Below are 26,597 nucleotides of genomic sequence, written 5' to 3' on the forward strand. Positions count from 1 at the left end.
CGGCAGACCCGCGCGGAATGGGCTCTGATCGAACCGCTGCTTCCCCTGTCGGCCTGCCAGACCAAGTTCCGCGGTCGGCCGGAGAAGTGGCACCGGCGTGCCTGCGCGTCATGCAACCCCAGATCACCCTGGTCTGGGCCGACTCCGCCTACGCCGGCCAGCTCATCAAGTGGTCCCGGGACTTCCTCAACATGCCCCTCAGAACCGTCTCCCGCCCCCGCGGAGCGAAGGGCTTCGTCGTCCTGCCACGGCGCTGGAAGGTCGAACGGACCCTGCGCTGGATCATGAAAGGCCGGCGCAACGTCCGCGACTACGAACGTCTCCCACAGCCCTCAGAAGCACACCTGACTGGGCACTCATCACACTGATGACCCGACGCCTGACCCGCAACAGCAAACGACCGTTGGTCCACGAAACCAGATGGCCACGGTCCTACGGAGCGGTGAGCTGAGCACTGAGAACCGGCGCGGTATGCAAATCATCTAGAGCCAGCCCGACGCCCACCCCCTCCGCAAGCCGAAGGAACAACGCTCGCGGACTCAAGGGGCCGTAGTCGCCGGTCTCTGGGTTCGCACCGTGCTTCCGGAGCTCGGAGTCAAAGCGCGAGGGCGCACCCCCTATGAGGTCCTTCAGCTCGGTACTCGCCTCCCAGCTGAACCCGGAGAGCAACTGACCGTCTTCTGCGTACCGAAACTCCGCTGGGCCCTCGCTGAAATGCAGCACGACGGCGGTCGTTCCCTGTGAGACGTCGCTGATCAGCTGCGTGTCCTCAACGCACCGCCAACTGGAGTGTTCCCAGACCCATGCCCAGTCACCCCACCGGCCTGCACTCACCACATAGGCGTCCAAATCGAACAGACGGCTCCCGAACTCGTCCTGAAAGTCACCCTGATCCCGGACGGCCACCGTCGCCGCATTGGCACCCATCCGTTCCAGGAGCTGCAAGGCCGTGATGCCCTTCACGAACGTCAGGCTCACAAACGGCAGATCCCTCCCGAACATCCAGCCCAAACCAGTCACCGGCATCCCCCGCACCCTGAGCTTCTACGACCACACGACGTCATCACGGAACCATGCAGTTCGCACACTCTCACCATCTCGATCAGCGCCGCCATACTCCAGGGACCGGCTGGAAGACCCAGGCCCTGGCGCAGTCCGACAGCAGCCTCTACCAGGCCACCCGCCTCAACGAACGGTTCCTGGACCGGCTTCCAGGACGTTCAGGACAAGGCGTCATCCCTGAGCGGGATCCGCGTCTCGGCGGCCACCGGCATGAACGGCGACACCCACGTCGTCGCGATGAGCAACAACGCACGCCTCTTCCACACCGTCCGCAAGCAGGACGGCACGGGGAGCCCCTTCGGCGACGTGTTCGCCGTCGCGGTGAGCTCGGCAGCCTGACCGGTGTCACCACCGCCAGCATTGGCTGAGACCTGCACGTCCTCGCCATTGCCGACGGCAAGGCCCTCCACGCCGTCCGCAAGCAGGACGCACTTCCGTGACATCTCCAACGGCCGTACCAACATCACCATCGCCGCCATGACCACCGTCAGCGGCGAGCTCCAATACCGTCATTGTCAGCAACGGCAAGCCCTACCACAGCGCCCGCAAGGCCAACGACACCTGGGGCGACGTGGCCGGCCAGGCCGGCCCCACCGGCCCCATCACCTCCATCAACGCCGCTACCGGCAACGACGACGCGCACTTCGTCATCACCACAGACAACGGCACTCGCCGATACCACACCATCCGCAACGCCAACGGCACCTGGACCCCTTCGGCGACCTCAAGCCCGTCCTGGGCACCGTAACCGCCGAGTCCGTGGCGGCCACCCATGTCAACGGAGAGGTGCAGGTGGCCGTCACCACCAGCGACAACAAGCTGCTTCACACCAGCCGTCACACCGACCGGACCTGGGACACTCCCGCCCTGGTCACCCTCCAGGGTCTGCCCGCCGGCCCCGGCCAGCTCACCGTCACCGCCACCTGGAACGGCTGAACAGCCACACCGGACCAGCCTGGGGCCACGGCGTGATCAGCTGTGGCCCCACCGGCTTGCAGCGGGGACCTCGTCGGTCGGCCTGCAGGCGACCCGACACACTGACGAATGGAACGGCCCGCCTTCGGGATTCAGGGCGGGCCGTTCGGGGCATACGGGGCCATCCGGTGTCAGTGGACGACGCCGTTGTAGACCCGCCAGCCGGTGGCCAGCCCCGGCGCCGCTCGCCACGGTCGGCGCCGGACAGGACAGCAGGCCTGTGGTCGAAGTGGCAGAGGCACCAGTCACGGGAGTGACACGGCTGGAGGAGAGCCCGGCAGGGCTCAGTTCTGCGCCGCAGAGCGGAACCGGACTCACAACTTCGGCTTCGCCATGCACCTGGACGTGGAGACCGAGGCCCCCAAGGAACTCGGCCTCCCCGTCCTGACCGCCTTCGAGGCAACGAAGGCGCACCCGAGCGATGCACTACTGACGCAAGAACATCTTGCGTAGGCGTTCGAATCCGGCTCGGCCGTAGAGCTGTCTCTTGATCTTCTTGATGCGGTTCACGGCTCCCTCGCTGCTGCCTGCGCTCCAGTCCAGGGTGAGGCCGGCGGTTATGGCGTCGAGGTCTCGGAGCAGGTGGAGTGCGAAGCCGGTGAGCCCGGGCAGCGTTTCCGGCAAGCCCTTAGGGATTGCCGGGGCCTGAGGTGCTGGACGGGGTCGGCGAAACTGTCGAACGCTGATGTCCCTGAAGACGTGCCGGATGACAATCAGATGGTCGGCACAGCGGGCCAGATGCAACACAGACAGCTGTACGCCATATCTCTGAGCTCGGCAAAGTCCACGGCCGCGGCGCCGCCGGGTGTCACAAGCAGCGGGGGTTGATGGCGGGTGTGCTCAGCTCGCGCGCGGCTGGTTCTGTGTGCGGCGGGCGTCATCCAAGACCTGCCGCCAGGAGAGGACTTCAGGCCTGCGGCGCAGCAGCGCACGGCGCTCGCGCTCGGTCATGCCGCCCCACACACCGAACTCGATCCGGTGGTCGAGGGCCTCTGCCAGGCACTCGGTGCGCACCGGGCAACTGGTGCACACTGCTTTCGCGCGACTCTGTTGTGTGTTGCCCTGGACGAACAATTCCTCCGGATCTTCCTCCCGGCAGGCCGCGTGCTCACTCCAGTGCTCTTCCCAGCTCGGCACCTCTGCCCTCCGCCTCACAGTCCGCTCCCCCGGACAAGCCTGTGTTCTCCCCCGAACCCCGGTTGATGCGCACATAGCCGCTGCATGCCGGGACCAGGCGGGTAGAGCAGGACGGCGGCGGTGTGGCGTCATGTTGCGTGATGGGGCTCCCGTGCGTGATCTGCCAGAGAGATCTCTTCGGCCAGCGCGGCCTGGTATGCGGTGATGCGAGCGGCACGGTTGGCGGTGAGGGCGCCGATCAGGCGTCCCGCGCGATAGTAGGCGATGTCAAGGCGCTTGTTCTCAGGGTCGAGTTCGCGGACTTCGGTGTGGTCGGCGTAGCGAGGCAGGCCGACAGCACGGAATCGGACGCCGTACTGAGTGGTCCAGAAGGAGGCGACTTGGCGGTAGGCCTTGGGGTTGTGGGGGTTGAGCAAATTGTGTGCAGCCGTCTGGGCCTGTTCGACGGCGTTGCTCCAGTGACCCAGTTGGATGGGTTCGGGTGCGTGGGGGTGGGGGAAGCGCGTGATGTCGCCAGCGGCGACGACGCGATGGTCGGGTCGGCCGTCGGCCCTGAGGGCTCGAGTGTATTCGTCGGTGGCGAGGCCCCGGTCGGTGTTCAGGCCTGACGTGATAAGCCAATCGGTGTGGGGTCGGGCGCCGAGCGCGAGGAGTGCGGTGTCGGCGGCGATGCGCCACGTGCTGTTGACAGTGCAGCCCTCGATGCGTTCGTGGCCGTGGAGCGCGGAGACCGTGCTGCTGGGAAGTATCTCGACGCCCGCATCGTGGTGGAGCTGTGTGAGAAACGCGGCGGCCTCATGGCCGAGGGCTTCCTGTAGCAGGAGCGGTTCGGTCGACACGAGGGTGACCTCGTGGTCGAGTTCGCGTGCGACGGAGGCCACCTCGCAGCCGATGAATCCGGCGCCGACGATGAGCAGACGACGCCGTGCGGCGGTCAGGTCTTCCTTGAGGGCCCGGGCGTCGTCGATGGTGCGGATGGTGTGCACACCGGAGCGGGGGCGGGGACTGTTCCAGAGGCGGGCGCCGGCTCCCGTGGCGATGAGAAGTCCGTCATAGGGCAGAACAGAGCCGTCGTCGAGGTGGACTTCCTGGGCTGTGGTGTCGAGGTGCAGGGCGCGGTGCCCGTACAGCTCGGTCAGGCCGAGGTCGGCGGCCGGTTCGAGGGAGATGTCCGTGGGGCCGGTTCGGCCGGCCAGGAATTCCTTGGAGAGCGGGGGGCGGTCGTAGGGCGCGTGGCGTTCAGCGCCGACGAGGGTGAGACGGCCCCGGTAGCCAGCGGCGCGCAGCGCCTGGACGCCGCGGAGGCCAGCCAGGGATGCGCCGACGACGACGATGTTCTGGGGGGCGGTGCTCACGGTGTCCCCTCGACCAGGATGGCTCGCACGGGGCAGGCGGCAGCGGCCTGGGGGACCTTGGCGTACAAGGCGGGGTCGGGTTCGGCGTCGTAGAGGAGGTAGTCGTCGTCGTCGAAGGAGAAGACCTCGGGAGCGGCGAAGACGCACTGGCCGTGGCTCTCACACAGGTTCATGTCGACGGTGATTTTCACGGTCATGCTGTTGCTGCTCCTTCTAGGGGTTGGGGGGCGGGCGGGTTGAAGCGGGAGTACTGGGGCGTGGTCCAGCGCAGGGGGGAGGCGTGGTCGGTCTGGACGACGTGGTGGATGGTGAACTCGACGATGCGCTGGGCGCCGGGGAGGGTTGCGGCGTGTTCGGGGTCCCAGTCGACGGTGGCGGTGCCGGTGAGCTGGAGGAGGGTGCCGGTGGTCCAGTCGGGCAGCAGGAGACCGGCTCTGGGCTGGACTTCGATGTTGCCCAGGGTGCCGAACATGGCGTTGCCGATGTAGTCGGGCCAGCGCAGGAGTGTGGGGCTGAGGGCCTGGAGGAATCCAGGGTTGCCGCCGCGGTGGGAGGCGTCGGCATTGCCGTGCTGGTCGGCGGTGGCGATGAAAAAGGTGTCGGTCTGGGCGATGAAGTCGAGCTGGTGGGCGTTCAGTTCGTGGCCGTGGTGGGGTGGTGCCAGGGTGGTGGGTTCGCTGACGGGCTGGCGTTTTTGGATGTATTTGGGGCAGTTCGCATAGATCTGGTCGAGGTCGACGCGAAGCCCCTGGGGGGTGGGGCGGGCCGTGCCGTTCATCCGCATGCGGCGGCGGGTGGCGGGCTCGATGGCGATCATGCCGAGGTGGGCGGTGCGGGTGAAGGCCTCGTGCAGCGGGTCGCCGACTGCCGGAGTGGCGTTGATGGCCAGGGAGGCCGGGCCGGTGGCGGCGAGGAATCCAGGTTCGCCGGTGAGCAGGGAGGCCCAGATGTCGCCGCGGGTGTCTGGGGCTCCGATGACGAGCATGGGCTGCTCGGCGAGGAATCCGACGGCGACGTCGGGGATTTCACTCTTGATGGCCGCGGAGGAGAAGTCGGCGTGGTCGAGCAGGCCGGATCGCTCCTGAACGGTGCGTTCGCCCTGGTGGTAGACGCCCATGTCCGGCTCCTTTCCGATTGGTGCGGGTGTGCTGGGGCGGGCTGCCGGGGCGAAGGCAGCCCGCTGGCCCGTGGTTCTAGAAGAAGCCGCAGGTGGGGGCGGCGCCGGTGGGGGCGGGTGCGGTCTCGGCGCCGGTGGGGGCGTAGATCTCCAGGCGGATGCCGTCGGGGTCGGTGAAGAAGATGCCGCCGGAGCCAGCGCCCTCGCCGTGGGAGACGACACCGTCGTGGGCGAAGTCGGCGCCGAGTTCGCGCAGGACGGCTTCGGCGGTCTTGACGTCCTCGATGGAGTCGACCTGGAAGGAGAGGTGGTGCAGGCCGGCGGCGCCGGAGGTGAAGGCGGTGTCGCTCTGCTGCCACAGCGTCAGGACGAGGCGGCCGTCGCGGGCCAGGAAGGCCCAGCGCTGGGTGTCGTCCTTGCCCTCGGCGAGGATCTCGAAGCCAAAGACGCGGATGTAGAAGGGCAACGACTTCTCGAGGTTGGTGACGTTGAGGCCGACGTGGCCGGTCTGCAGGGACTTGTCGGCGAGGGACTGCGTCATGGGGTGCCTCCGGTGAGTGGTGGGGCCGGACCATCCGGCCTAACCGTTGAAAAGAACGTTAGAGGTTGACTGCGACTGAGTCAACCGGTGAAACTGTTTTAGCTGGTTGAATTTGGCCATGTGGTCGCATAGACCTACGACACGAAAGGTCAGCACTGATGAGCACAGAACCCGTCCGCGGACCCAACGCGGACCCCCGGCCCCTCACGGACGAACCACTGCCCTTGGACCTGGTGAACACCGTCTGGATTGACGAGGGCGTACGCCATGACCTGCTGAAACGCCCCGGCGGTCTAACGACCTGGCTCGCGACGGCAGGGTTCGCCGACACCGTGCCGTCCAGCCAGGAGACCCTCGACGCGCTGCTCGTCACCCGCACGGCCCTCTGCGCGCTCCTGGATGAGAGGGCAGAGCCGAAGGAAGCGATCAACGACCTGAATGAGACGCTCCGCCACGGCCGGATCCTGCGTGTACTGAGCACGGAAGGGCCCGAGGCGGTTATCGACACCGACGCACCCAGCTGGCTGCCTGCGTGGAGTGCCGCTGAGACGTACCTGCAGCTGCTGGAGGAGAACCCCGACCGGATCCGCAAATGTGCCAACCCTGAGTGCGTCCTGCACTTCTACGACGTCTCCAAGAACGGTGGGCGCCGCTGGTGCTCCATGGCCGGCTGCGGCAACCGGGCCAAGACCCGGCGCCACTACACCCGGCATCGCAAGGCCGCACCGTCCGGCGAGCAGTAGACGCGACAAAGCCGGCGGGGGTCATCTGCTCCTCTCTGAGCCGATGACCGCCGCCGGTGTCCTCCGGCCCACGAGTCACACGACCAGTGCGTGTTCCACGCCCGGGCACAGCTCCTTGAGCGCGGCCCGGCGGACCTTCCCCGATGCCGTCCGCGGCAGCACCTCGGCGAACTCCACGACACGGACGTGCTTCTCGGGAGGCAGTTCCTTCACGACGGCCTTGAAGATCAGCTCGGCGGTCGCCGCGTCCGGTGGGAACCCGCCCGCGGTCACGACATACGCCTTCGGTTTCCACAGACCGACCGGGTCCGGTACGGGAACGACCGCGGCGTCACTGACCTGGGCCAGGCGCAGCAGAACCTGTTCCAGCTCCAGGGGCGAGATGCGGTGGTCGAACGACTTGAACATGTCGTCCGCGCGGCTGAGGTAGCTCACGTGTCCCTGCGCGTCGCGTACGGCGAGGTCACCCGTGCGGTACAGGCCGTCGGCGAAGACCCGCGCGGTGCGTTCGGGGTCGCCGGTGTAACCGCGCATCAGCCCCGTCGGCCGGTCAGCGAGCTGAACGCACAACTCGCCGGGGGTGCCATCCGGAACGGGCCTGTTGGATTCGGGGTCGACCAGCGTGATCTGGTAGCCGGGCAGTGCCTTGCCGATGCGGCCGGCGACCGCCTTCTGGCCGGGGGTGGTGCCGATCTGAGCGGTGGTCTCGGTCTGGCCGAAACCGTCGCGTAGTTCCATGGCCCACGCCTTGCGGACCGCGGCGATCAGGGGCTCATCCAGCGGCTCGCCGGCCGAGACCGCCTCGCGCAGCCGGGGCGGCCTGGCGCCGAGGCCCTGGGCCACGAGGGCTCTCCAAACTGTCGGAGGCGCGCAGAAGGTCGTCGGCTCCCGGCTGCGCAGGACGTCGAGAACCCTGCCGGGTGTGGCCTGTTCGGCCGGCAGCGCAAGGACGGTGGCTTCGGCGTTGAAGGGGACGAAGAAGCTGGACCAGGCGTGCTTGGCCCAGCCGGGCAGGGAGATGTTGAGGTGCAGGTCGCCGGGCGTGACGCCGTTCCAGTACATGCCGGACAGATGGCCGACGGGGTAGCTGGTGTGTGTGTGCTCGACCATCTTCGGCGCGGAGGTGGTGCCGGAGGTGAAGTACCGGAACAGCGGTGCGTCGGCCGGAGTGGTGCCGTCGGGGATGAAGCCGGTGGGCGCCTGGTGGGAGGTGGTGTAGTCGATCCAGTCGTCCACGGGTGGGCCGACGCTGATCGGGGTCCAACCATTCGGGGTGGGGAAGCGGTCGGTGATGGCGGCTTCTGCGATGACGTGGCGGACCTGGCCGCGCGCCATGCGGTCGGCCAGTTCGGCCGGGGTGGCTGTGGTGTAGGTGGGGATGACGACAGCGCCGAGCTTGATCGCGGCGAGTGTGGCCTCCCAGACCGCCGCCCGGTTGGCGAGCGCCAGCAGGATCGGGTCCCCGCGTAGCACGCCGTTGCTGTGCAGCCAGGCGGCGACCTGGTCGGAGCGTGCGGCGAGTTCGGCGTAGGTAAGCGTCGTGTCGGTGTCCGGTGCTCCCTCGCCCACGAGGCGCAGCGCGGGCCGTGTGTTGCTGTCGGCGACGACGTCGAACCAGTCGAGCGCCCAGTTGAACTGCTCGAAGACGGGCCAGCGGAACGCGGCGCGGGCGGCGTCCAGGTCGGCGCGGTGGGTCAGGAGAGTGTCCCGGGCGGTACGGAAAGCAGCGTGGGCGGTGTTTGGCGTACGCATCACAGGGCCGTCCTCGCGCCTGCGGCGGTGAGCGGCCGGAGGGTGTGGTCGCTGGGGGCGAGCAGGGCTTCGGCGATGGCGTCGGCGTCCCGGTAGAACAGCGTGCGGCCGGTGCCGGGGCGGCTGGAGCCGACCTGGGTGAACCAGCGGGTGTGCTCGGTGGGAATCCCGAGGGCGAACAGGCCGGGGTGGGGGGTTCCGTCGGCGCGGATGACGCGGAACGGCGACGGCGTCACATCCAGACCGCCCGTGCGGTGGTGTCCGTCGGGGCCCTGAATGGTGAAGGTGCGCACCAGGTTGTCCGCGATGAGCCGCTGGATGAAAGGGGAGGTGTCGCGCTCCAGGTCGGGGGTGGGTATGCGGGCGTCGATGAGGGTGCGGGCCTGCCGGGTGGATCCGGCTACCTGCGGCGAGGAGACGGTGAACGTGCCGGAGGCATCGTTGGTGCTGAAACGGGTTCCGGGGCCGGCGATGTCGACGACGCCTTGGGCGATCAGGGCGTAAAGCTGCTCGACCCGCTCGAGCGGCGGGCCAGCCGAGAGCAGGGCGTTCGTGGGCAGGAAGGCGCGGTTGAAATCATCGGTGTGGGACTCGGGCAGCAGGCCGCCGAAGTCGACGGCTTCGCGAACGGTGTTGCGGATGTCGCGCAGTACGTCCAGGGCCGCCTTGAGCGGGCCGTCGGCGTTGCCGAGACGTGCCTGGTCGAGGTCCTCGCGCATGACGCCGAGGAGCACGGTACGGAAGTCGTCGGGGCCGGTGAACTCGGCGCCCTCGAAGGGACGGGCCAGGGCCTTGAGGTCGATGGCCGGCAGGTCGTCCAAGTGGGCCGAGGCCAGGAGAGGCGCGAAGTCGTGACCGCGGTGCAGGGCGTCGGCGAGCTCGCGGGCGAAGCGGACGTCGTCGGATCCGTGTCGGACGCGGTGCGCGGTGGTGTAGTAGACGTAGGCGACTTCGTCGAGGAGCAGGGGTAGGACGTCCTGGGAGAAGTTGAGTTGGGCGCTGGCGGTGGTGGCAGCGCGGGCCGTGCGAGCGGCGGTGAGCGCGGCGGGGGTCAGAAACCGCGGCTTGTGGCTGTGGTTGGCGGGCTTCTGGTTGATACCGCGGGCGGGGATGGGCAGGCCGCTGCGGGAGCCGGCGACGATGTGTGGTTCGCGGCCGGAGGGCACGTAGGTGTAGGTGCCGTCCGCTGCGGCTTTGAACTCGCCTCCTCGTCCGACGGTCAGGGAGAGCATCACATCATAGAAGGACAGGCCCAGGCCTCGGATGGCGACGGTGCTTCCGGCGGGAATCGTTGACTCGCCGAGCGGCATGTCGGCGGCGGAGTCACCGCGCAGGTAGTGCACGGCATGGCGGGAGGCGAAGACCTCCATCGCGGCGTCGAAGTCGTCGGCGGCGTTGCGGGGGTGGCCGGTGGCGAGGGTGACCCGGTCGACGGCGAGACGGCCGGGTGCGGCGTCGAGCTGGAGGAGATAAGTGCCGTCGGGCTGCGGGGTGAGCGCGGTGACGGCGGCGTTGTGGCTGCGAAGCTGCACGTGGGCGGGCAGCGCCTCGGCGATGGTGCGGTAGACGTCCTTCAGGTAGCGGCCGTAGTCGGCGCGCGAGGCGTAGCCGTTGGGGCCCAGAGGCGTCTGGCCGGGTGGGGTGTTGGCTGCGTGCCACTGGCCGAGGGACGGCCCGGCGCCGGGGCGGGCGGGGCCGTCGTCGCTGTCGCCGGAGTACATGGTGATCTGGCTGACGACGGTGTTCATGGTGAACCAGGGGTCCTGGTCGGTGCGCCAGACCCGTCCCGCGCCGATCTCGGTGTTGTCGATGAGGTGCACGGTGACCGGCCGGGCGGGTGCGCCGCTGGCGTCGTGTTCCTGGATGAGCCGGCAGGCCAGGCGCTCGAGGACGGACAGGCCGCGGGGGCCGCTGCCGATGACGGCGAGCTGGAGGGGGGCGGGGCTGGTGAGCACGGAGGTGTCCTTGTTGTTGCGGGTCAGGAGGGGTTGGTGCCCAGGGCGGCGACGCCGGAGGGGTTCAAGGCGGCTCGGTCGTAGGTGTCCTGGACGTGGCCGAGCATCTTGAGGAGGTCTTCGGCGCGCAGGCTGAGGTCGCCGCTGCCGCGGGCGGTTGTGACGGGCATGGCGCCGGCCCGGTGCCACTGGAGGCTGCCGCGGGCGTCGATGAAGCTACGGGCGCGCTGTGCGTTGTCGGCGTGCAGGCAGTAGGGGACGTCGAGGATGCCGCGCTGGAAGGCTCGGATGAGGCCCTGGCCGACGTCGGGGTGGAGTTCGAGGACGGCGTCGACCAGGGTGCGGGCTTCGGCGAGGACACCGAACTCGCCGTTGGGCCGGGCGGCGTCGGGCGCGGTGCGGGCGGCCTGCGCGGCTTCTTCGAGCGCGGTGATGTTGTCCGCGATGGTAGGGATGCGGTGGGCCTCGGCGGGCGTCTTGACGATCATCCGCTCGGTGCGGGTGGCTGCGGCGAGGCGGGCGGAGTCGCGCAGGAGTTCCAGGGCGCCGTCGACGGTGCGGGGGAAGACCCCCATGTAGCTGTAGAGGACGACGTGCCAGTCGGTGCTGTCGAGGTGTTCGGTTGCCAGGGTGCGCAGCGCGTGGAGGGCTTCGATGTCCTGATCGCGGTTGGTCTGCTGGGCGTAGCTGAGGGAGACGCTGGTCAGGCCGTGCTGGCGGAAGAAGATGCATTCCAGGACGGACAGGGCGACCAGAAGACTCGGGGGGCAGAGCTGGCCGAGCATACAGCCGCCGAAACTTTCCAGGTGGGTTCCCGGGTGGGAGGCGAGCAGGTCGCAGCTGCGGGCCCAGGCGTCGACGGAGTCGGTGATGGGGGTGCGGCTGTAGGGCAGGCAGTAGGAGATCGGTCCGCCTTCGGTGGCATCCAGGCCGGCGTCGAGGAGAGCCTGGATGATGTCGTACGGCTGGGCGGAGCCGTGGCGGACCTGGATGGCGAAGGGGTCGCCGGGAGCGGTGACCTTTTCCTTGAGGGCCCGGGTGGCGTCGGGGCCGTGCGCGACGATCGGGTAGCCGTTGAGGTCGGACCCGTTGTCCAGGGCGCGGCGGGCGGAATCATGGTCGCCGACGCGGGTGTAGCTGTCGAGGGTGATGGTCCCGACGACACGGGCGCGGGCGCGTTTGACGGCGCTGAGGCCCTGGCCCATCTCGTTGAGGGTGGGCATGCCCATGCGGGGCTGGACGACGAGTTCGCCGTCGTGGCGGGCGTGGGCGATCGCGGTGGCGAAGGCGCCGAGCGGGCGGGTGGGCGCGGGCGGGAGGTTCACGCTGCGGTTCCCTGCAGCGCGGGGGCGGCGGCGGCGAGGTAGCGGCGGAAGGGCGTGATGCCTGCGGCGTCCTCGAAGACGGCGTCGAAGCCGGCGGCCATGAGTGCCTGGCTGTGGGATTCGCCTTCGGCGCCGCGGATGCCGAGCTTGCCGCCGATGACCACCTTCAGATCGGACAGGTCGGGCTGCTCGCGCAAGCGGCGGATGAGCCGGCTGCCGTCGAGGGCGCCGTGCCCGTTGACGCTGGAGAGGACCACCATGTCCGGTTTGACGCGGCGGCATTCGGCGATGAGCAGCTCGTCGGGGACGCAGGAGCCGATGTTGGTGACCTGGTGGCCGAGGTCCTCGAGGAGGAGCTGGAGGAAGACCAGATTCCAGGTGTGGGAGTCGGAGGAGACGCTGGAGACCAGGACGCGCTGGCCGGTGGTGGTGGCCTGGGCGGAGGTGCCGTGGGTGGGCGCGGGCAGAGACATGGAGGCGTTCTTTCCGGTGGCGTGTTCAGCGGCTGGACTAAGGGACGGGGACGGGGCGGGGCCAGTCAGGGCGTGGATGCTGCGCCCCGTCCCGTCCGGTCAGATGGCGGCGGTGACGCCGACGGGGCGGATGTCCTTGGCCGGGGTGCGGGCTTCGGCCGGCCGGGTGCGGATGGCGAGCACGGTGCACCCGGTGCGGCTGGACATCTGGTGCTCGCTGCCGGGGCCTTCGACGATGAGGTCGCCCTTGACGTAGGAGGGGCCGTCGCTGTGGTCGAGGACTCCGTCGAGGACGAGCATGAGTTCATAGCCGGTGTGCTCGTGGAAGTCACCGTGGGCGCCGGGCGGGAAGCGCAGCAGGAGGCCGACGGAGTCTTCGTCGTTCTCCGTGTCGGGGGCCCACAGCACGGCGTGTTCGACGCTGACCCTGCCCGGCTCGTTCCAAGAGGTCCACTCGAGGCTGTCCAGGTCGAAGCCGCTACGGAACACATTTGGGACGTAGAGGACGTTTTCCATGATCTCCCTCAGACGCTTTTCGTAAGGCGGATGCATTACCCGCCACTCGAAAAGGCTACGGTTCAGGAAAACTGTTCGATTCGAATGTTTTCGATAGGAGATATCTGGGTAGCCGATGGTCCCGGCAAGGCCCTTAGGACAGCACAACGGCACGACCATCGGCGGAATACGAATTTCCGCTTAAATGGCCGTGCCGAGGTCCGTTTTCTTATGTGTTTACGAGGCGATCCCCGCGGAGACACCGTGCGTCCGGCCGGGCAGGGTGGCGGTCAGCGGGGAGACGGCCGCCAGGTGGACTTCATCGCCCGCGGGGGCGGGGAGCCGGCGGATGAGTTCCGCGACGGACTGGGCGGCACGGCCCAGGTGATCGGGTCGCGCGTAGACGAGACGCACGTCGATCTCGGCGTACGGCAGGGTGGGCACGATCTGCAGATGCTGCCCCGCCAGCGAGGCGTCGGGCGGCAGCATGGCCAACCCGTAGCCGGCACGCGCGAGTTCGCGGACACCGCCGACCGACCCGGCCTCGATGACGGGGGCATCTATCCCGTACCGGCTTCGCAGGGCTTTGACCAGGGGAAGGTGGCTCGTGCACTCGGCGTTGACGGTCAGCACCCGCACCGGGCGCAAGGCTTCGCCGAGGTGAGCGGCGTTGGCCAGCGAGGGTGCGGCGACCGGGGCCAGGGTGAGGGGTGGCAATTTCTCCGTGATGAGGTCCGCGGGCAGGGCGGGAGCGTCTGCCGCGCGCGCGACTAAAGCGAGAGCCAATTCTCCGCGCAGGACGTCTTCGGCGAGACTCCGGGTGCTGGTGGGCCGCGGCGAGATCTGGACCTTGGGGTAGCGGTAGCGGGCTTCGCGGACCAGGTGGCCCAGGCGTTGTTCCATGAGGAGCGGGTCGGCGCCGACAGAGACCCGCCCCTCGGCCTCCCCTCGGGGGTGCAAGGCGCCGGTCAGCTCGTCCATCGTTTTGAAAATCCGCTCGGTGTATTCTTTGACGATTTCTCCGTGCGGAGTGAGGGAGACGCCGTGGGGAAGCCTCCGAAATAGCGGATACCCGAGCTTCGTCTCCAGCGACTTAATGTGTCCGGTGACGCTTGACTGGGCATATCCGAGATTATGTGCGGCTCTCGTGACGCTTCCCTGATGGGCCACTTCACGGAATGTGCGCAGCTGATGAAAGGCAAGATCCAAAGCCATGGCTGTCCCCAAGAGTGAGAGATCCGGCGTCGGAACGAACCCGGGGCGGCTCTGCCGCCGACGGGACACGTTCGTCGAACAGTTCTGCGAGAACGCTCCTCCGGGTCGCACCGACCCTCCTCGTCACACTCGCCCCCGAGTGCCGGTGCGGCGTATCCTGCCGCATCAGGATGCCTAACGCGTTTTGCGGATACCCCCGTTAGATATGTGATCGTGACATGCCGTCGCCTCCCTCGGCAAGTCGGCCGGAAGGAAAGCCCGTTGAAGGACACCGCATGACCCCCCACACTCCCCCCGCCCCCCACGCCCCCGCCGAAGGTCCGCCGCTGCTCGGAGAGCCTCTCGCCTTGGAGTTCGTCAACACCCACTACGCCGTGCGCGGCGCACTGCGCGACGGCCTGGCCGGACCCGGGGAACTGACCTGGTGGCTGTGGGCCTGTCGCGAACGCTTCACCACCGACCTGCCCGAAGAAACCCTGCGCCACGTCGGCCCGGCCGACGTGGTCGGCTTCCAGCAGCTGCGCGATGCCGCACGCCGGCTCATCGATGCCCGCACTCACGAGCACGCGCCTGACCAGCGGGACATCGCCCAGCTGAACCGGGCGGGCGGCCTTGGGCGTTCCTGGCCCGTCCTGCTGTGGAACGCCGACGGCCGCCCAGCGGCCGCCCGGGCCGGCACCTGCAGCCCCCTGCTGGAATGCCAGGCCGAACTCGCCCACTCCACCGTCACCCTGCTGACATGCGAAAGCATCGACATCAAGCCCTGCCTCGCGCCGGGCTGCGTCCTCTACTTCGAACGCAACCCGCCACGGCGCGAATGGTGCTCACCGGGCTGCGGCAACCGTGCCCGCGCGGCACGCCACTACAGCCGCCATCGCGCACCCAGCGACTGACCCGAAGTATCTAATGTTTCTTTCGTAAATTGCTGTTAGAGGTAGGGTGACGTGCTGGTATCGGATTCCCCCATATCAGGCATCTGTGACGCCATCAGGAACCCCCTGTCCACGGCCCTACCTTCGAAAGCGGACCGGCCACGCTGTGCCCACGGTCCCGCTCCACCGCCCCTCCCTGGCCCGTCCACCTTTGGACCGGCCCCCGGGGGGTGATGACCCGCCGTCAGACAGATAAAGGACCCTTGATGCTTTCCATACGTCCGAGCCGCCGTTCCGCCAAGGCCGCCATCGCCGGCCTTGTGCTTGCCGCCGCCGTCTCTACGACCCCGGCCAACGCGGCCTCCTTGGACACGGGCACAGAAGCGGGTAGCACCCCCGACCGTGTCCTGTACTGGAACAACGCCATCCTGGACGCCTTCCGCCAGGTTGGTGGCACACCGGGACCGCTGACCCGCGGCGGCGCCATGATGAACCTCGCCATCTACGACGCCGTCAACTCCATCTCGACCATCGGTAAGCCGTACCTCACCAAGGACGCTTCCGCAGCGTCCCAGCACGGGGCGATCGACTCCGCCGTCGACTACGCCGCGTACACCGCCCTGAAGAACGCCTTCCCGAACGTCGACTTCACCGCGGCGTTCAACACCGCCCGGGCCCTGCCGGACCGTGGAACCGCTGCGCAGCGGCAGCTGGGCAGCCAGCTGGGCATCAAGACCGCCAACGCGATCATCACCAACCGCACCAACGACGGGTCCACCAACACCACCCCGTACGTCGCCACCGTGGGTCCCGGCCACTGGATCCCGGCTCCCAACAAGCCTGTCGGGGGTGCAAACTGGGGCAAGGTCAAGCCGTTCGCGCTCACCACCGGCTCGGAGCTCCGTCCGGCCAAGCCGGCCGGGTTCACCACCCCGGAGCAGATGCTCAAGAGCCCCGAGTACGCTGCCCAGGTCAACGAGATCAAGGCGATCGGCGGAAAGAACTCCACCGTCCGTACACCCGAGCAGACCCAGATCGCGCACTACTGGGCCAACGACGTCGACGGCACCTACAAGCCGGTAGGCCAGCAGTACGACCACACCATCGCGATCTACAAGAAGCACCGGCCCTATGGCACCTCCTACGACTCCGCCAAGCTGTTCGCGAAGCTGTCGGTCTCCCTCGCGGATGCCGCCATCGCGATCTGGGACTCGAAGTTCAACACCGACTGGGACCTGTGGCGCCCGGAGCACGCGATCAACTTCGCCGACCAGGTGCCCAACCCCAATCTCGTCGCCGATCCGACCTGGAAGCCGCTTGAGAGCGACGCGGCTGGTAACAGCTTCAGCCCGAACTTCCCGACCTACCTCTCCGGCCACTCCGGCATCGCCGCCGCATGGGCTGGCGCGGTGAAGAACCACTTCGGCCGGGACGACCTGACGTTCACTGCCGGCACCGACGACCCGTACGCCAAGGGCGTCACCCGTACCTTCACCTCCTTCACCGCAGCCGCCCAGGAGAAGGCCGACAGCCGTAAGTACATCGGCGTCCACTTCGAATGGGACAACACCGCCGCGCTGACGCTGGGCTACCAGGTCGCCAACAAGGCCGCTGCCCGTTTCTAGCCCACATCCCAGGGTGTGCCGGGGCGCCGCTATCCCCCGTGACGGTGGCCCCGGCACCCCCTTCCATCTCCCTCTTCCCTCCTCCGATCCATTCAGGAGCTGCTGACCGATGGCAGACACCCCGCTGACCTCCGTGCCCGAAGCCCCGGCGCCCGCCCCCAACCGCACGGCAAGCAAGGCCCCGGCCAGGCCCACGCTTATTGCGGTCGCCGTCTCCACCACCGCGGCCGTCGCTGCTCTGACCGCGCTCGTCGCGATCGGCACCGTCCTGCACCAGCCGATGCTCGTCCCGCCGCTCGCCGCCAGTGCCGCCCTCGTCTACGGGGCCCCGGCCCTGCCGCTGTCCCAGCCGCGCAGCGTCGTCGGCGGACAGCTCGTCTCCGCGGCCGTCGGCTTCCTCACCCTCGCCGCCGTCGGATCTTCTACCTGGGCTGCCGCTCTGGCCGGCGGCCTCGCCCTGGGCGCAATGATGCTCGCCCGCACCCCGCACTCCCCCGCCGCCGCAACCGCAGTCATCGTTGTCGTCACGCAGCCCCCGACGCTGCTGTTCCTTGCGCTCCTGGCCCTGGCTACCGTCGTCCTGGTCGCCGTCGGCCTTGCCCGCTCCGCGCTCGATTCCGCAGCCCCCCGCTACCCCGTCTACTGGTGGTGATCTCCTTCCGTGTCGAGCCGCTACGCGCAGTTGCTGTTCACCCCTGACGTACAGCACCACCAGGACGCCGTCGGCAGCGGGAGGGCATACCGGCACATGGCGGCCGCCGCGGGCCCGGATCCCGACCAGCTAGGCCCCGACGAGCAGGAGTTCATCCTCGAGCGAGACAGCTTCTACATGGCCAGCATCAACACCGGCGGCTGGCCCTACGTCCAGCATCGCGGCGGTCCCCCGGGCTTCCTGCAACCGCTTGACGGCCACACCCTCGCCTACGCCGACTTCCGCGGGAACCGGCAGTACATCACCAACGGCAACCTCGACAGCGAGAACCGCGTCGCCCTGATCCTGATGGACTACCCCCGCCGGATCCGGCTGAAGATCCTCGGCCGGGCCCGCGTCAAGGCCCTCGCCGACAACCCCTACCTCGCCGAACGACTCCGGCCCGTCGACTACGGCCACCCCCACATCGTCGAGCGCCTGGTAGTCATCGACATCGAGGCCTTCGACTGGAACTGCCCGCAGCACATCACCCCCCGGTTCACCCCTGCCGAACTCCAGCAGGCCCTCGACCCGGTCCGGTCCCGCATCAACCACCTCGAACAGGACAACGACGCTCTGCGCAAAGCCCTCGCCGACCACGGCATCCCCGACCCCACGAGCAGGAATCACACCGCCGACTGACCATGGCACGGAGCCGTTGGGCGACGCTGCCCACGAACCGAGCGTCCCGCGGCTCCGGGACCGTCGCGGGCAGGCCACGCTGGGAGACCGGACTGAACGCCTTAGACATCACCTTCGCCGGCCGACTCTCCGCCCGCCAGTAACGCCAACCACCCCCGATACACCGTTCAAATGACAGACCTCGCTGCCGCGCTAGGGGTCGCGCAAATCCGGATATGCCTCAGCGCACCCGACCCTACGACGAGCTTCGCGGAGGCAACCGCGACTCGGCGCAGTGATCACCGAAAGGCGAAACGTGACGGCGTTCGTCGTGCGCCGGTTCGTCCACCGCTGCCTCCTGGGCGGCCTGAGCGCGAACCCGGCCGGGACGCTCCACCAACCCCGGCCAGGTCGACCAGGTCTGCCGGCGCGAGGACCTGGCGGACCTGGTCGCCGCCGACACCCCGCTCGGACCCAAGCAGGCCGCCCGCCTCCGGGTGCGACGTCGCACCCCTCCTCTCAGCGACATCTGCAGCCGGCGCCCGCGACAGCGCTCCGGAGTTCCTCGAAGGTCTCCTACCAGCGCTCACACCCGAGACCGCCGACACCGTGGTCCTGGTCGTCTCCGAGCTCGTCACCAACGCCCTGCGCCACGGCGGCGGCACCTGCACGCTGGACCTGACCGCGCGCCCGGACAGCATCGAAGTGGCCGTGCACGACCCCAGCCCGCACGCGCCGGGCATGCGCACCCCCGACCTGAACGGCGGCACCGGAGGCTTCGGCTGGCCCATGGTCAACCGCCTCGCCCTCACCACCGCCGTCACCCGCCAGGCCACCGGCGGCCAGACCGTGAGCGCCCTACTCCCCCGGTAGCGCCAAGATGCCGACGCAGCCGGTCAGCGGAGCATGCGGCTGCGGCGGCCGGAGCGCCTCAGAAGCGCGGCGCCGGGGAGTGCCTGTGGTACCTGGGGGGGGGTGCGGTGCGGGAGTGGAGAACGCCGGCGCGCTCGCGCAGCGTGGGCGGCATGGTGGTCTGCGCTCAGCGGCTTCAGAGCCGTCCCAGTTCCCACAGGCGCCAGATTCCGTTGCCCTCGGCCAGGTGGTGGCCGCCGGTGACGGTCGCGCGGGTTACCACGTATTCCTTCTTCTGCCACAGCGGGACCAGTGGAACGTCTCGCGCGACGGTCCGCTGTATCGCCAGGAACTGCGGAATGGTGTTCGCGCGGTCGGCGTGCCGCTGTGTGTCCTGGATCGCCCTGTCGACCTCGGCCGACGTGTATCCGTTGTGCAGGGTGTTACGTGTACTCACCAGCGGCTGCACAAAGGTGTCAGGGTCGAGGAAATCGGGAGCCCACGCGGTGGTGAAGGCGTCGAACTCGCCGCGCTCGCATCGCTTTTGGTAGGTGTTCCAGTCGGTTTCTTCGACGAGTTTCACTTTGAAGAGGTGATTCTCTTCCAGTTGCCGCTTCAGTTCCTTTGCTTCCATGGCGGCGGGGCCGTTCTGATGGCCCAGTGTGATGGGCACCGGAGTGGTGATGCCGGCGGAGCGGAGGCGCTGTGCCGCGTACCGGGCATCCGTCTCGGGGTATTCGTCCAGGAAGGCGGTGTCGTGACCGGGGATGCCTTGGGGAACGAGGGAGTACAGCGGCGTCACTGTGTATGCGAACACCTCTGTGGCCAGCTTCCCGCGGTCCACGAGGGCGGCGACGGCTCGGCGAGCGGCGAGCTTCGTCAAGGGGTTGCCTGAGGAGCGCAGGTTCATGGCGAGGTAGCGCGCATGTGTGCCCTCCCCGGTGAAGAGGTGGAGTTCCGGGTCGCCGGGATCGATCTTTGCAACGGTCGCGGACGGCAGTCCGCTGTAGGCGACGTCGATGGTCCCTGCTGTCCAAGCTGTCTCGACGCCCTGTGCCGTCGGGTAGTAGCGCACGCGAACCGGTATGCCTGGTCGCTTCACGGCCCCCTTGTACGTCGGGTTCGGTTCGAGGTCGACGCCCTTTCCCTTCGTATAGGAGGAGACCACATAGGGACCGGATCCGACCGTGTTCCCGTCCTTGCGCAGCTGGTCAAGAGGGAACTCGGCCGGATCGAGAATCGAACCGGCTCCTGTGGCGATCTTGTGGGGCCATGTGGCATCTGCTGCACTGAGGTGAAATGTCACGAGGGAGTTGCGGACCTCGACCGAGCGCAGATTTCCGAACAGCGTGCGCGGCCCCAGGGGGTGGCTGATGCGCAGGATCCGTTCGAAGGAGTGTTTCACTGCCATGGCGGTGACCGGGTGACCGTTGGAGAAGACGAGGTCGTCACGGAGCTCGCACTGGTAGGTGTCGAGTGCGGAGTCGGTGAAGGCACACGTCTTGGCCGCGTCGGTTCGCGGTACGGGCGACCCCGCGTCGAAGGTGAGCAGGCTCTGGTAGATGTTGTTGTACACAGCCAGTGACCCGCTGTCGTATGTTCCGGCGGGGTCGAACCCTGACAAGCCGCTGGCCGTCCCGATGACGATCGGTTCGGGTTCCGGTTCCATGGCCGCCAGCGTGTGGCACCCTCCGAGCAGCAGTAACGCCACGGCCGCCGCTGCGAGGCCCAGGCTCTTCGGCTTCATGAATGTGGTCTCCAACATGTGAGGCGCCCGGCGACCGCCGCTCGGGGAGCGATCAGCGCCGGTGGGGAGGCGGTTGTCATGCAGGCGCCGGTGCCGGTTGGTTCAGCCGCGACTGCCTGTGATGCGCAGCCAGCTGCGGGCCGCCCTCACCGCGCGCGGGGCCCTCGCCCGCGTCAGGAACGGCGGCGCCCGAGTCCGGGGGTGCGGATGGCACGGTGGCGCGCGGGGGTGTCAGCCGGCAGGCGACGAGGTCACGGTGCCGGCGTACGGATCGCCCGCCTTGCCGGCCGCGTACGTCAGCATGGGTTTGACCTGGTTCCAGAAGGTGTCCTGGCACGAGTACGGCGGGTGGAAGCCCCCGCAGGTGCCGCTGCTCGGACCGATCTCCCAGGTGAAGGCGGGGACGCCGAGGTGGTCGTAGGCCCAGTCGTCGTGGCCGCCGCCGGCGTCGTAGAGGATCTCGCCGGGTTGGCCGTACTGCCATCCGCCGGCCAGTCGGGCCATCTCACTCCCCATGGCGCGCAGCGCCACGTCGTTGCCGCTCTCCCTGCCGTCGTCGAAGCCCCAGGGGAACAGGACCATGTTGGAGTAGCTGTGCAGGGTGATGAACATTCCCTTGGTGCCGGGCGCGGCGGCCGCCGTGTCACCCGTGGCGCGGGTGTCGGGGAACAGCTGGCGGTAGAAGCCCTGGAGTGCCTTGTTCTCGGACTCGGAGTCCGCTGACCTGCCCTTGTAGACCGGGTCGCACGGCCGGGAGCTGGCGCCTGCGCCGCCCCAGTGGCTGCTGTTGTTGCGGTTGAGGTCGATGCCGCTGCCGCTGTTGGGGCCTTCCGTGCAGGCGGTGGTGGAATGGGTGTGGTTGGCGTTCTTGCGGTGCCACTGCTGACCCGTCGGACCTCCCGTGAAGCCCTGTTGCACCATGTCCACACCGTCGGGGTTGCCAATCGGGACCACCCAGATCTCGCGGGTGTCGAGAATCCTCGTGGTCGTGGCGTCGGCGCCGTAGCCGTCGGTGAGGTGGTCGATCCAGCGGTAGACGATCTCGCCGGTGGTCAGTTCGCGGGCGTGCACCTGCGCCTGGACGAGGACCCGCGGCTTGCTGGAGTTGGGCGTCAGCCGGCAGCTGCCGCTCTGCTTCTTGGTGATGCAGATCGCCTTGAGGTCGTATCCGCCGGTTCTGCCGGCGGACTTGCGCCACGAGTCGCCGATGTCCACGACGGTGGCGAACGTGGGGTGGTCGGCGGCGACCTGGTCGAGGTGGGCGTACTGGGCGTTCACCGTGCGGTAGCCGCCGTAGTACGTCTCCTCGGCGACGGCCTGGGTGAGCGCGGGTGCTTGGCCGCTGCGTTTGGGCGGCTCCCAGGCGGCCGGGGTCAGCCTCTGCTCCACTTTCGGGCGCAGGCCGGCGGCCCTGAGGTGCAGGGCGGTGGTCGCGTCGCCGAGGACGAACAGGTCATCACCTTCGCGGTCCTCTATCAGGTCGAAACCGGCGAGTTCAGCGGGCGGCAAGTGGGCGCCGCCGGGGATGCGGTAGATGTAGGCGCGGTCGTCGCGGGGCGCGCTTGGGCCGGCCGGTGCGGCCATGCCGTACCCGGTGCCGGCGGTGACGGCCGCGGCGGTCGCGGCTGCGGCGAGCCAATGGGCGAGCTTCGATCGCACGGGAACCTCGTTCGGCGTGGGGGGAGTGGCGAGGGAGCGGAGCCCATGGCCTGTCCGGTCGGCGGGCGGAGAAGTGGGGGGTACCGGCCGGACAGGCTGTCACAGGGGTCAGGCCGTCACTGGCCGATGAAGCCGGTGTAGAGCAGGTTGTTGGGCGATCCGGCTCCGATGCCGGTCAGCTTGCCCTTGGTGGCGTTGTTCTTGAGGGCGGACTGCACCTGGGCGGGTGTTGCCGTCCGGTTGGCCGAGAGGTAGAGCGCGGCGGCGCCCGCCACGTGCGGGGCGGCCATCGACGTGCCGGACATCGTCGCGGAGGCGGTGTTGCTCGTGATGCCGGCCGAGACGATGGCATCACCGGGCGCGAAGAGGTCGATGCAGGGGCCGATGTTGGAGCGGATCCACCTGCTGTCGTTGCGGGTGCTCGCACCAACGGTGATGGCCTCGGGCACCTTGGCGGGCGTGACGTAGCAGGAGTCGGAGCCGTAGTCGTTGCCGGCTGCGGCGACGTTGACGATGCCGGAGGCGACGGAGTTCTTCACTGCCGTAGCCACGGCCTGGCTGGGGTACTCCAAGCTCATGTTGGCGACGGCGGGCTTCACTGCGTTGCGCGTGACCCAGTCGATGCCGGCGGCGATACTCGTCGAACTCAGGTCCCCGGCACAGTCGGCGACCTTGACCCCGACCAGGCTGACGCCCTTGGCCACACCATAGGACGTGCCGCCGAGGGTGCCCGCCACATGGGTGCCGTGCCCGTGACAGTCGGTGTTGTTGCTGTCGATGGTGTTCGTGCCCCAGGACGCGCGTCCACCGAAGTCGCTGTGCGACGTGCGGATGCCCGAATCGATGACGTACGCGGTGACGCCCGCGCCGGTGTTGGGTGCCGTGTAGGCGCCATTGAGTGGCAGAGCCCCCTGGTCGACACGGTCCAGGCCCCAGGAAGAAACCGCCTGCAGGGAGCCCTTGGCGTCCTGCTCGACGTAGGCGACCGCCGCGTCGGCGGCGAGCCGCTTGGCCTGCTTCTCGGTCATCCTGACCGAGAAGCCCTTGAGCGCGGAGGTGTAGGTGTGCCCGACCTTGCCCCCGTACCGCTTGGTGAGGGCGGCCTTGTGCTGCTCCACACCCTTCGCCGTCGCGCTGCCGTCCTTGAGGACGACGATGTAGCTGTCCTTGACGGTGTTGCGCGCGCCGGCTCCCACAATGCTTCCCTCGGCGCCGGCAGCCGTCCCCGGCAGGGCTACCAGCGCGGTGGCGGCCAGACCGGCGGCGATCGCGGTGCCGAGTATCTTCCGTGCGGGCAGTGCGGTTCTGTGCTGCATCGCTGCTCCTTATCCAGGCATGCCATCGCTGTGGCCGGGGGTGGCCTGGGCCCGTGGGGGTGGTGACGGCGGGGGAAGCTCCGCCGCGCGAAGGTGGGCTGAACGGTCGCGGCGGGAACTGCGCCAAGCATCGGGCCGCCTGCAACTGCCTGTAAACAAGCGCGCACTTCCGGTTCCGGACAATGTCCTGTTCAGCACGGACGTGCAGGATGAACCGGGCGGAACACCCAATTTCTCCGAACCGGTGCATTCCTGGGCGTCGCCAGGAGGACCGTGACGTTCACCGGAGTGCCACCGACAGCCCGTACAGTCGCCCGCGGTCGGCGTGGGAGGTCCACGTGTTCCACTGAATCCGGTCGGCCTCGGCCGGCTCGAGAACGACGCCTGCCTCACCCTGCCCGACCTCAAGGGGCCACGACAGAAGCGTTCGCGGCGATCACCGGCTCCTTCGCGGCCGAAACTGCGCCCCGCCATACGTCACCTCTGGACCACGGGCTGTCCAGCAGATCGGCTTCACTCCTCCGCTGTACGCCCATGTCGCACCCGACGAGGCCCGCTCTGCGCTGATCAGGCGCTGGCCGCGATGCCCCGGCTGCACACCGGGCCCCCGGTCGGGACGGGTGTTGGTGCGCCATTCCCCGGCGGCGACTGGTGGTGCACAGGGGAGGCCTGTGTACGGGCAACATCTGAACTTGGCGGAGCGTCACTCGGAGGTCCGGAGTAGGACATGACGATGGCATTCACGGACTTCAGCGAGGCCCTGCGCGCTTCTCCCGTGGGAGCGGACGCGTTTTGCGGATGTGAGGGGACGGATCGTGCTGGGTGCGGGCTTCCCGAACTATGCGCAGAGGCTGCAGGCGCTGGAGGTGGGTCTCGGGGATGGTCCGCTGCGGTCCGTATGCCATGACAACGGGGCCTGATCGCTGCTGGAACCCCGTAGTGCGCGAACGGGGCGTGGGGCCTGCCGATGCCCTCCTCGGCATCGGCAGGCCCCTGGTTGGGACTAGAGGTGTGGATGGGTCAGAAGGTCAGGCTCCAGGAGTCGATGTAGCCGGTGTCGCCGCTGTAGACGTCCGTGACCCGCAGCTTCCAGGTGCCGCTGGCGGCCGCGCTGGAGGCGTTGACGGTGTAGGTGGTGATGACGTTGGCCGCGCTGTCGCCGGAGCTGGTGGCCTTGAGCTGCGTGGTGCCGCCGTTCGGGGCGACGAGCTCGATGCGCAGGTCACCGCGGTAGGTGTGCTTGATGTCGACAGCGACCTTGAGAGTGGTCGGGGCGTTGCCGCTGATGCCCGTCACCGCGAGTGAAGAGGTGATCGGGGTACTGGTGTCCGGGATGGTCACGTTGGCTGCGTTGGTGAACACCTTGCCGGTGGGCTCTGGGTCGGTCCCGCCGGACGCGCCGAGCGTCCGGGCCGCGTCGGCGAGGCCCGCGCCGCAGCCGCCCGTGCAAGCGCCGGGCAGCGCGCGGGTGTTGGACTTGATCGCCGATTCGATCTGGGCGGGCGTCAGCGTCGGGGTGGCCTGCTTCAACAGGGCGGCGAGGCCCGCGATGTGCGGGGCGGCCATGCTGGTGCCCTGGTACGCCTGGTACGTCTCGTTGCCGACGCTGCGCAGGCCGCTGTTCACCGTGGACCAGATGCCGTTCGCGGAGACGAGGGCGGTCTCGCCGCCGGGAGCGGTGACGTCGATGATGTTGCCGTAGTTGGAGTAGCTGGCTCGGTTGCCCTCACGGTCCGAGGCGGCGACGGTGATGACATTGTTGCAGTTGGCCGGCTGGAAGTTAGCCGCGTTCGCGTTGCTGTTGCCGGCCGCCACGACGACGGTCGTGCCACGGCCCACCGCGCCGTTGATGGCGTTCTGGGTGCCGGGGTTGCAGGCGCCGCCACCGCCGAGGCTCATGTTGATGACGTCGGCCGGGTTCGGGTTGGCGGGCACGCCCTGCACCGGACCGCCGGACGCCCAGGTGATGGCGTCGATGATGTCGGCGTCCGTGCCGCCGCACCACCCGAGGACGCGGACGGGCTGAATGGTCGCGTTGTACGCGATACCGGCGATGCCCTTGTTGTTGCCGGTGGTCGCGGCGATGGTGCCGGCGACGTGGGTGCCGTGCCAGGAGTTGTTCTTGTCGCGGTCGGGGACCGGCTGGCCGAACTGGTCGACGCCGCAGTCACCCTTGTTCATCCAGTCGCCCACGTCGGCGGCGTTGTTGTCGCGGCCGCCGTCGCCGTCGCGGGATGTTCTCTCGTCGGAGATGAAGTCGAATCCGGCGATTACGTTGGCGGCGAGGTCGGAGTGGGCGACGTAGCCGGTGTCGATGACAGAGACCTTGACGCCTTCACCGGTCGCCTTGTCCCAGGCGCCGGGGACGTTCATTCCGGCGGCGGCCTCGAACAGGTCCCACTGGCGGTTGTAGTCGGTGTCGTTCGGCGCGGCGGCCGTGGCGTACACACGGCGATCCGGGACGGCGTACGCGACATCCGGGTCGGCACGGAAGGCGGCCATGACGTCGGCCGCGTCCTTCTGACCGAGCTCGGCACCGAGGTCGACCAGCGCGGCTCCGGTGCCCAGGCGGCGCTCGAAGTCGAGGGACTCACCGGCCTTCTTGCCCTTGGCCTCGGCGTCCTTGGCGGCTGCGTCGTCGGACTTGGCCTCCGTGGCCTTGGGCTTGTAGCCGACGATGAGGCGCTCGACCGGCCCGTCGGTCGCCGGTGCCGCGGCGTCCGTCTGCGGAGCTACCGGCGTGGGAAGCGGCGCACCGGCTCCCGGGACGCTTCCCTCGACGGCGTCCGCCGTCCCCGGCACGACCGCCAGCACTGTGGCGGCCAGACCGGCGGCGAGCGCCGTCCCGAATATCTTCCGTGCAGGCAATGCGTATCTGTGGTGCATCGATGCTCCTTGTCCAGGCATGCCGTCCCCGTGGCCGAGGTCAGCCACCGTGGGGAGTGACGGCATTGGAAGCTCCGCCGCGCGACGCTGAAGGATGAACAGCGGCGGCGGAACTGGGACCAGGATTGGGGCGCCTGCAACCACCTGTAAATCTCTGTGCACTTCCGGTTCCGGACAATGTCC

General features: G+C 68.6%; 24 protein-coding genes and 4 pseudogenes. 10 read left to right on the forward strand and 18 right to left on the reverse strand.

Annotated features, from left to right (window positions below; all coding sequences use genetic code 11):
* Positions 1-101: 101 nt before the first annotated feature.
* Positions 102-451 (forward strand): annotated as a pseudogene (locus ABZ567_RS30395) (transposase); the annotation flags it as partial.
* Here the strand turns inward: ABZ567_RS30395 and ABZ567_RS30400 are convergent.
* Entirely contained in the window at positions 433-978 is a 546-nt protein-coding gene (locus ABZ567_RS30400; protein WP_360796058.1) for a DUF6461 domain-containing protein, read from the reverse strand. The pseudogene ABZ567_RS30395 and the gene ABZ567_RS30400 sit on opposite strands and share 19 nt — an antisense overlap.
* A 294-nt stretch (positions 979-1,272) precedes the next feature.
* On the opposite strand from ABZ567_RS30400, the gene ABZ567_RS30405 reads away from it, so the two are divergent.
* A complete protein-coding gene (locus tag ABZ567_RS30405; protein WP_360796061.1) occupies positions 1,273-1,401 on the forward strand; it encodes a hypothetical protein in 129 nt (42 codons plus the stop codon).
* 420 nt (positions 1,402-1,821) lie between these two features.
* Positions 1,822-1,998 (forward strand): hypothetical protein, encoded by a 177-nt coding sequence (locus ABZ567_RS30410; RefSeq protein ID WP_360796064.1) that lies wholly within the window; start codon positions 1,822-1,824, stop codon positions 1,996-1,998.
* Positions 1,999-2,463: 465 nt separating this feature from the next.
* On the opposite strand, the gene ABZ567_RS30415 is transcribed toward ABZ567_RS30410, so the two are convergent.
* The 6 genes from ABZ567_RS30415 to ABZ567_RS30440 form a co-directional block, all read right to left on the reverse strand.
* The gene (locus ABZ567_RS30415; RefSeq protein WP_360796209.1) at positions 2,464-2,661 is read right to left on the reverse strand and encodes a hypothetical protein; all 198 of its coding nucleotides are present in this window, start codon (positions 2,659-2,661) and stop codon (positions 2,464-2,466) included.
* A gap of 216 nt (positions 2,662-2,877) precedes the next feature.
* Positions 2,878-3,174: a WhiB family transcriptional regulator gene (locus tag ABZ567_RS30420; RefSeq protein ID WP_360796067.1), complete on the reverse strand. Its 297-nt coding sequence runs from the start codon at positions 3,172-3,174 to the stop codon at positions 2,878-2,880.
* A 128-nt stretch (positions 3,175-3,302) separates the two neighbouring features.
* Positions 3,303-4,529, reverse strand: a complete 1,227-nt coding sequence (locus ABZ567_RS30425) for an FAD-dependent oxidoreductase (protein ID WP_360796070.1) — start codon at positions 4,527-4,529, stop codon at positions 3,303-3,305.
* Entirely contained in the window at positions 4,526-4,720 is a 195-nt protein-coding gene (locus tag ABZ567_RS30430; RefSeq protein WP_360796197.1) for a ferredoxin, read from the reverse strand. The genes ABZ567_RS30425 and ABZ567_RS30430 overlap by 4 nt, the downstream gene beginning before the upstream one ends.
* 2 nt (positions 4,721-4,722) lie before the next feature.
* Positions 4,723-5,646, reverse strand: a complete 924-nt coding sequence (locus tag ABZ567_RS30435) for a pyridoxamine 5'-phosphate oxidase family protein (protein ID WP_360796073.1) — start codon at positions 5,644-5,646, stop codon at positions 4,723-4,725.
* Positions 5,647-5,722: 76 nt separating this feature from the next.
* Complete coding sequence (locus ABZ567_RS30440) at positions 5,723-6,187, reverse strand: VOC family protein (RefSeq protein WP_360796075.1); 465 nt, start codon at positions 6,185-6,187, stop codon at positions 5,723-5,725.
* A 158-nt stretch (positions 6,188-6,345) separates the two neighbouring features.
* On the opposite strand from ABZ567_RS30440, the gene ABZ567_RS30445 reads away from it, so the two are divergent.
* Entirely contained in the window at positions 6,346-6,930 is a 585-nt protein-coding gene (locus ABZ567_RS30445; protein WP_360796078.1) for a CGNR zinc finger domain-containing protein, read from the forward strand.
* Positions 6,931-7,005: 75 nt separating this feature from the next.
* Here ABZ567_RS30445 and ABZ567_RS30450 read toward each other — a convergent pair whose 3' ends face one another.
* The 7 genes and pseudogenes from ABZ567_RS30450 to ABZ567_RS30480 form a co-directional block, all read right to left on the reverse strand.
* Positions 7,006-8,682 (reverse strand): AMP-binding protein, encoded by a 1,677-nt coding sequence (locus ABZ567_RS30450; RefSeq protein WP_360796081.1) that lies wholly within the window; start codon positions 8,680-8,682, stop codon positions 7,006-7,008.
* Positions 8,682-10,637 (reverse strand): FAD/NAD(P)-binding protein, encoded by a 1,956-nt coding sequence (locus ABZ567_RS30455; RefSeq protein WP_360796084.1) that lies wholly within the window; start codon positions 10,635-10,637, stop codon positions 8,682-8,684. Before ABZ567_RS30455 ends, ABZ567_RS30450 begins: the two co-directional genes overlap by 1 nt.
* A gap of 23 nt (positions 10,638-10,660) precedes the next feature.
* Positions 10,661-11,962 carry a methylaspartate mutase gene (locus ABZ567_RS30460; protein ID WP_360796086.1) on the reverse strand — a complete coding sequence of 434 codons (1,302 nt, stop codon included), beginning with the start codon at positions 11,960-11,962 and terminating at the stop codon, positions 10,661-10,663.
* Positions 11,959-12,435: a cobalamin-dependent protein gene (locus ABZ567_RS30465; RefSeq protein WP_360796089.1), complete on the reverse strand. Its 477-nt coding sequence runs from the start codon at positions 12,433-12,435 to the stop codon at positions 11,959-11,961. The genes ABZ567_RS30460 and ABZ567_RS30465 overlap by 4 nt, the downstream gene beginning before the upstream one ends.
* A 99-nt stretch (positions 12,436-12,534) precedes the next feature.
* Positions 12,535-12,951 (reverse strand): cupin domain-containing protein, encoded by a 417-nt coding sequence (locus ABZ567_RS30470; protein WP_360796092.1) that lies wholly within the window; start codon positions 12,949-12,951, stop codon positions 12,535-12,537.
* Positions 12,952-13,167: 216 nt separating this feature from the next.
* Complete coding sequence (locus tag ABZ567_RS30475; RefSeq protein ID WP_360796200.1) at positions 13,168-13,911, reverse strand: LysR substrate-binding domain-containing protein; 744 nt, start codon at positions 13,909-13,911, stop codon at positions 13,168-13,170.
* Positions 13,912-13,959: 48 nt separating this feature from the next.
* Positions 13,960-14,145: pseudogene (locus ABZ567_RS30480) on the reverse strand (LysR family transcriptional regulator); the annotation flags it as partial.
* Between the two features lie 275 nt (positions 14,146-14,420).
* Here ABZ567_RS30480 and ABZ567_RS30485 point away from each other — a divergent pair.
* The 6 genes and pseudogenes from ABZ567_RS30485 to ABZ567_RS30510 form a co-directional block, all read left to right on the forward strand.
* Positions 14,421-15,038 (forward strand): CGNR zinc finger domain-containing protein, encoded by a 618-nt coding sequence (locus ABZ567_RS30485; protein ID WP_360796095.1) that lies wholly within the window; start codon positions 14,421-14,423, stop codon positions 15,036-15,038.
* 245 nt (positions 15,039-15,283) lie between these two features.
* Positions 15,284-16,642: a hypothetical protein gene (locus ABZ567_RS30490; RefSeq protein ID WP_360796098.1), complete on the forward strand. Its 1,359-nt coding sequence runs from the start codon at positions 15,284-15,286 to the stop codon at positions 16,640-16,642.
* A 109-nt stretch (positions 16,643-16,751) separates the two neighbouring features.
* On the forward strand, positions 16,752-17,294 hold the full coding sequence (locus tag ABZ567_RS30495) for an HPP family protein (RefSeq protein WP_360796101.1): 543 nt from the start codon (positions 16,752-16,754) through the stop codon (positions 17,292-17,294).
* A gap of 9 nt (positions 17,295-17,303) precedes the next feature.
* On the forward strand, positions 17,304-17,975 hold the full coding sequence (locus tag ABZ567_RS30500; RefSeq protein WP_360796104.1) for a pyridoxamine 5'-phosphate oxidase family protein: 672 nt from the start codon (positions 17,304-17,306) through the stop codon (positions 17,973-17,975).
* Positions 17,976-18,249: 274 nt separating this feature from the next.
* Positions 18,250-18,460, forward strand: a pseudogene (locus ABZ567_RS30505) (hypothetical protein); the annotation flags it as partial.
* 16 nt (positions 18,461-18,476) lie between these two features.
* Positions 18,477-18,827: pseudogene (locus ABZ567_RS30510) on the forward strand (ATP-binding protein); the annotation flags it as partial.
* Between the two features lie 175 nt (positions 18,828-19,002).
* Here the strand turns inward: ABZ567_RS30510 and ABZ567_RS30515 are convergent.
* From ABZ567_RS30515 to ABZ567_RS30530, 4 genes are all read right to left on the reverse strand, one after another.
* A complete protein-coding gene (locus tag ABZ567_RS30515) occupies positions 19,003-20,553 on the reverse strand; it encodes an ABC transporter substrate-binding protein (protein ID WP_360796107.1) in 1,551 nt (516 codons plus the stop codon).
* Positions 20,554-20,784: 231 nt separating this feature from the next.
* Complete coding sequence (locus tag ABZ567_RS30520) at positions 20,785-22,212, reverse strand: M14 family zinc carboxypeptidase (RefSeq protein WP_360796110.1); 1,428 nt, start codon at positions 22,210-22,212, stop codon at positions 20,785-20,787.
* A gap of 116 nt (positions 22,213-22,328) precedes the next feature.
* Positions 22,329-23,528: a S8 family peptidase gene (locus tag ABZ567_RS30525; RefSeq protein ID WP_360796113.1), complete on the reverse strand. Its 1,200-nt coding sequence runs from the start codon at positions 23,526-23,528 to the stop codon at positions 22,329-22,331.
* A 1,020-nt stretch (positions 23,529-24,548) separates the two neighbouring features.
* Positions 24,549-26,414 (reverse strand): S8 family serine peptidase, encoded by a 1,866-nt coding sequence (locus ABZ567_RS30530; RefSeq protein ID WP_360796116.1) that lies wholly within the window; start codon positions 26,412-26,414, stop codon positions 24,549-24,551.
* Positions 26,415-26,597 lie beyond the last annotated feature (183 nt).

It is taken from the genome of Streptomyces sp. NPDC016459, assembly GCF_040632845.1.
Classification (GTDB): domain Bacteria; phylum Actinomycetota; class Actinomycetes; order Streptomycetales; family Streptomycetaceae; genus Streptomyces.

Excerpts from the sequence above, each read along its gene's own strand:
- ABZ567_RS30470 (WP_360796092.1), bottom strand. The coding sequence starts at position 12,951 with ATGGAAAACGTCCTCTACGTCCCAAATGTGTTCCGTAGCGGCTTCGAC.
- ABZ567_RS30490 (WP_360796098.1), top strand. The coding sequence starts at position 15,284 with ATGCTTTCCATACGTCCGAGCCGCCGTTCCGCCAAGGCCGCCATCGCC.
- ABZ567_RS30475 (WP_360796200.1), bottom strand. The coding sequence starts at position 13,911 with ATGGACGAGCTGACCGGCGCCTTGCACCCCCGAGGGGAGGCCGAGGGG.
- ABZ567_RS30465 (WP_360796089.1), bottom strand. The coding sequence starts at position 12,435 with ATGTCTCTGCCCGCGCCCACCCACGGCACCTCCGCCCAGGCCACCACC.
- ABZ567_RS30515 (WP_360796107.1), bottom strand. The coding sequence starts at position 20,553 with ATGAAGCCGAAGAGCCTGGGCCTCGCAGCGGCGGCCGTGGCGTTACTG.
- ABZ567_RS30485 (WP_360796095.1), top strand. The coding sequence starts at position 14,421 with ATGACCCCCCACACTCCCCCCGCCCCCCACGCCCCCGCCGAAGGTCCG.
- ABZ567_RS30445 (WP_360796078.1), top strand. The coding sequence starts at position 6,346 with ATGAGCACAGAACCCGTCCGCGGACCCAACGCGGACCCCCGGCCCCTC.
- ABZ567_RS30525 (WP_360796113.1), bottom strand. The coding sequence starts at position 23,528 with ATGCAGCACAGAACCGCACTGCCCGCACGGAAGATACTCGGCACCGCG.
- ABZ567_RS30435 (WP_360796073.1), bottom strand. The coding sequence starts at position 5,646 with ATGGGCGTCTACCACCAGGGCGAACGCACCGTTCAGGAGCGATCCGGC.
- ABZ567_RS30530 (WP_360796116.1), bottom strand. The coding sequence starts at position 26,414 with ATGCACCACAGATACGCATTGCCTGCACGGAAGATATTCGGGACGGCG.
- ABZ567_RS30450 (WP_360796081.1), bottom strand. The coding sequence starts at position 8,682 with ATGCGTACGCCAAACACCGCCCACGCTGCTTTCCGTACCGCCCGGGAC.
- ABZ567_RS30495 (WP_360796101.1), top strand. The coding sequence starts at position 16,752 with ATGGCAGACACCCCGCTGACCTCCGTGCCCGAAGCCCCGGCGCCCGCC.
- ABZ567_RS30405 (WP_360796061.1), top strand. The coding sequence starts at position 1,273 with ATGAACGGCGACACCCACGTCGTCGCGATGAGCAACAACGCACGCCTC.
- ABZ567_RS30440 (WP_360796075.1), bottom strand. The coding sequence starts at position 6,187 with ATGACGCAGTCCCTCGCCGACAAGTCCCTGCAGACCGGCCACGTCGGC.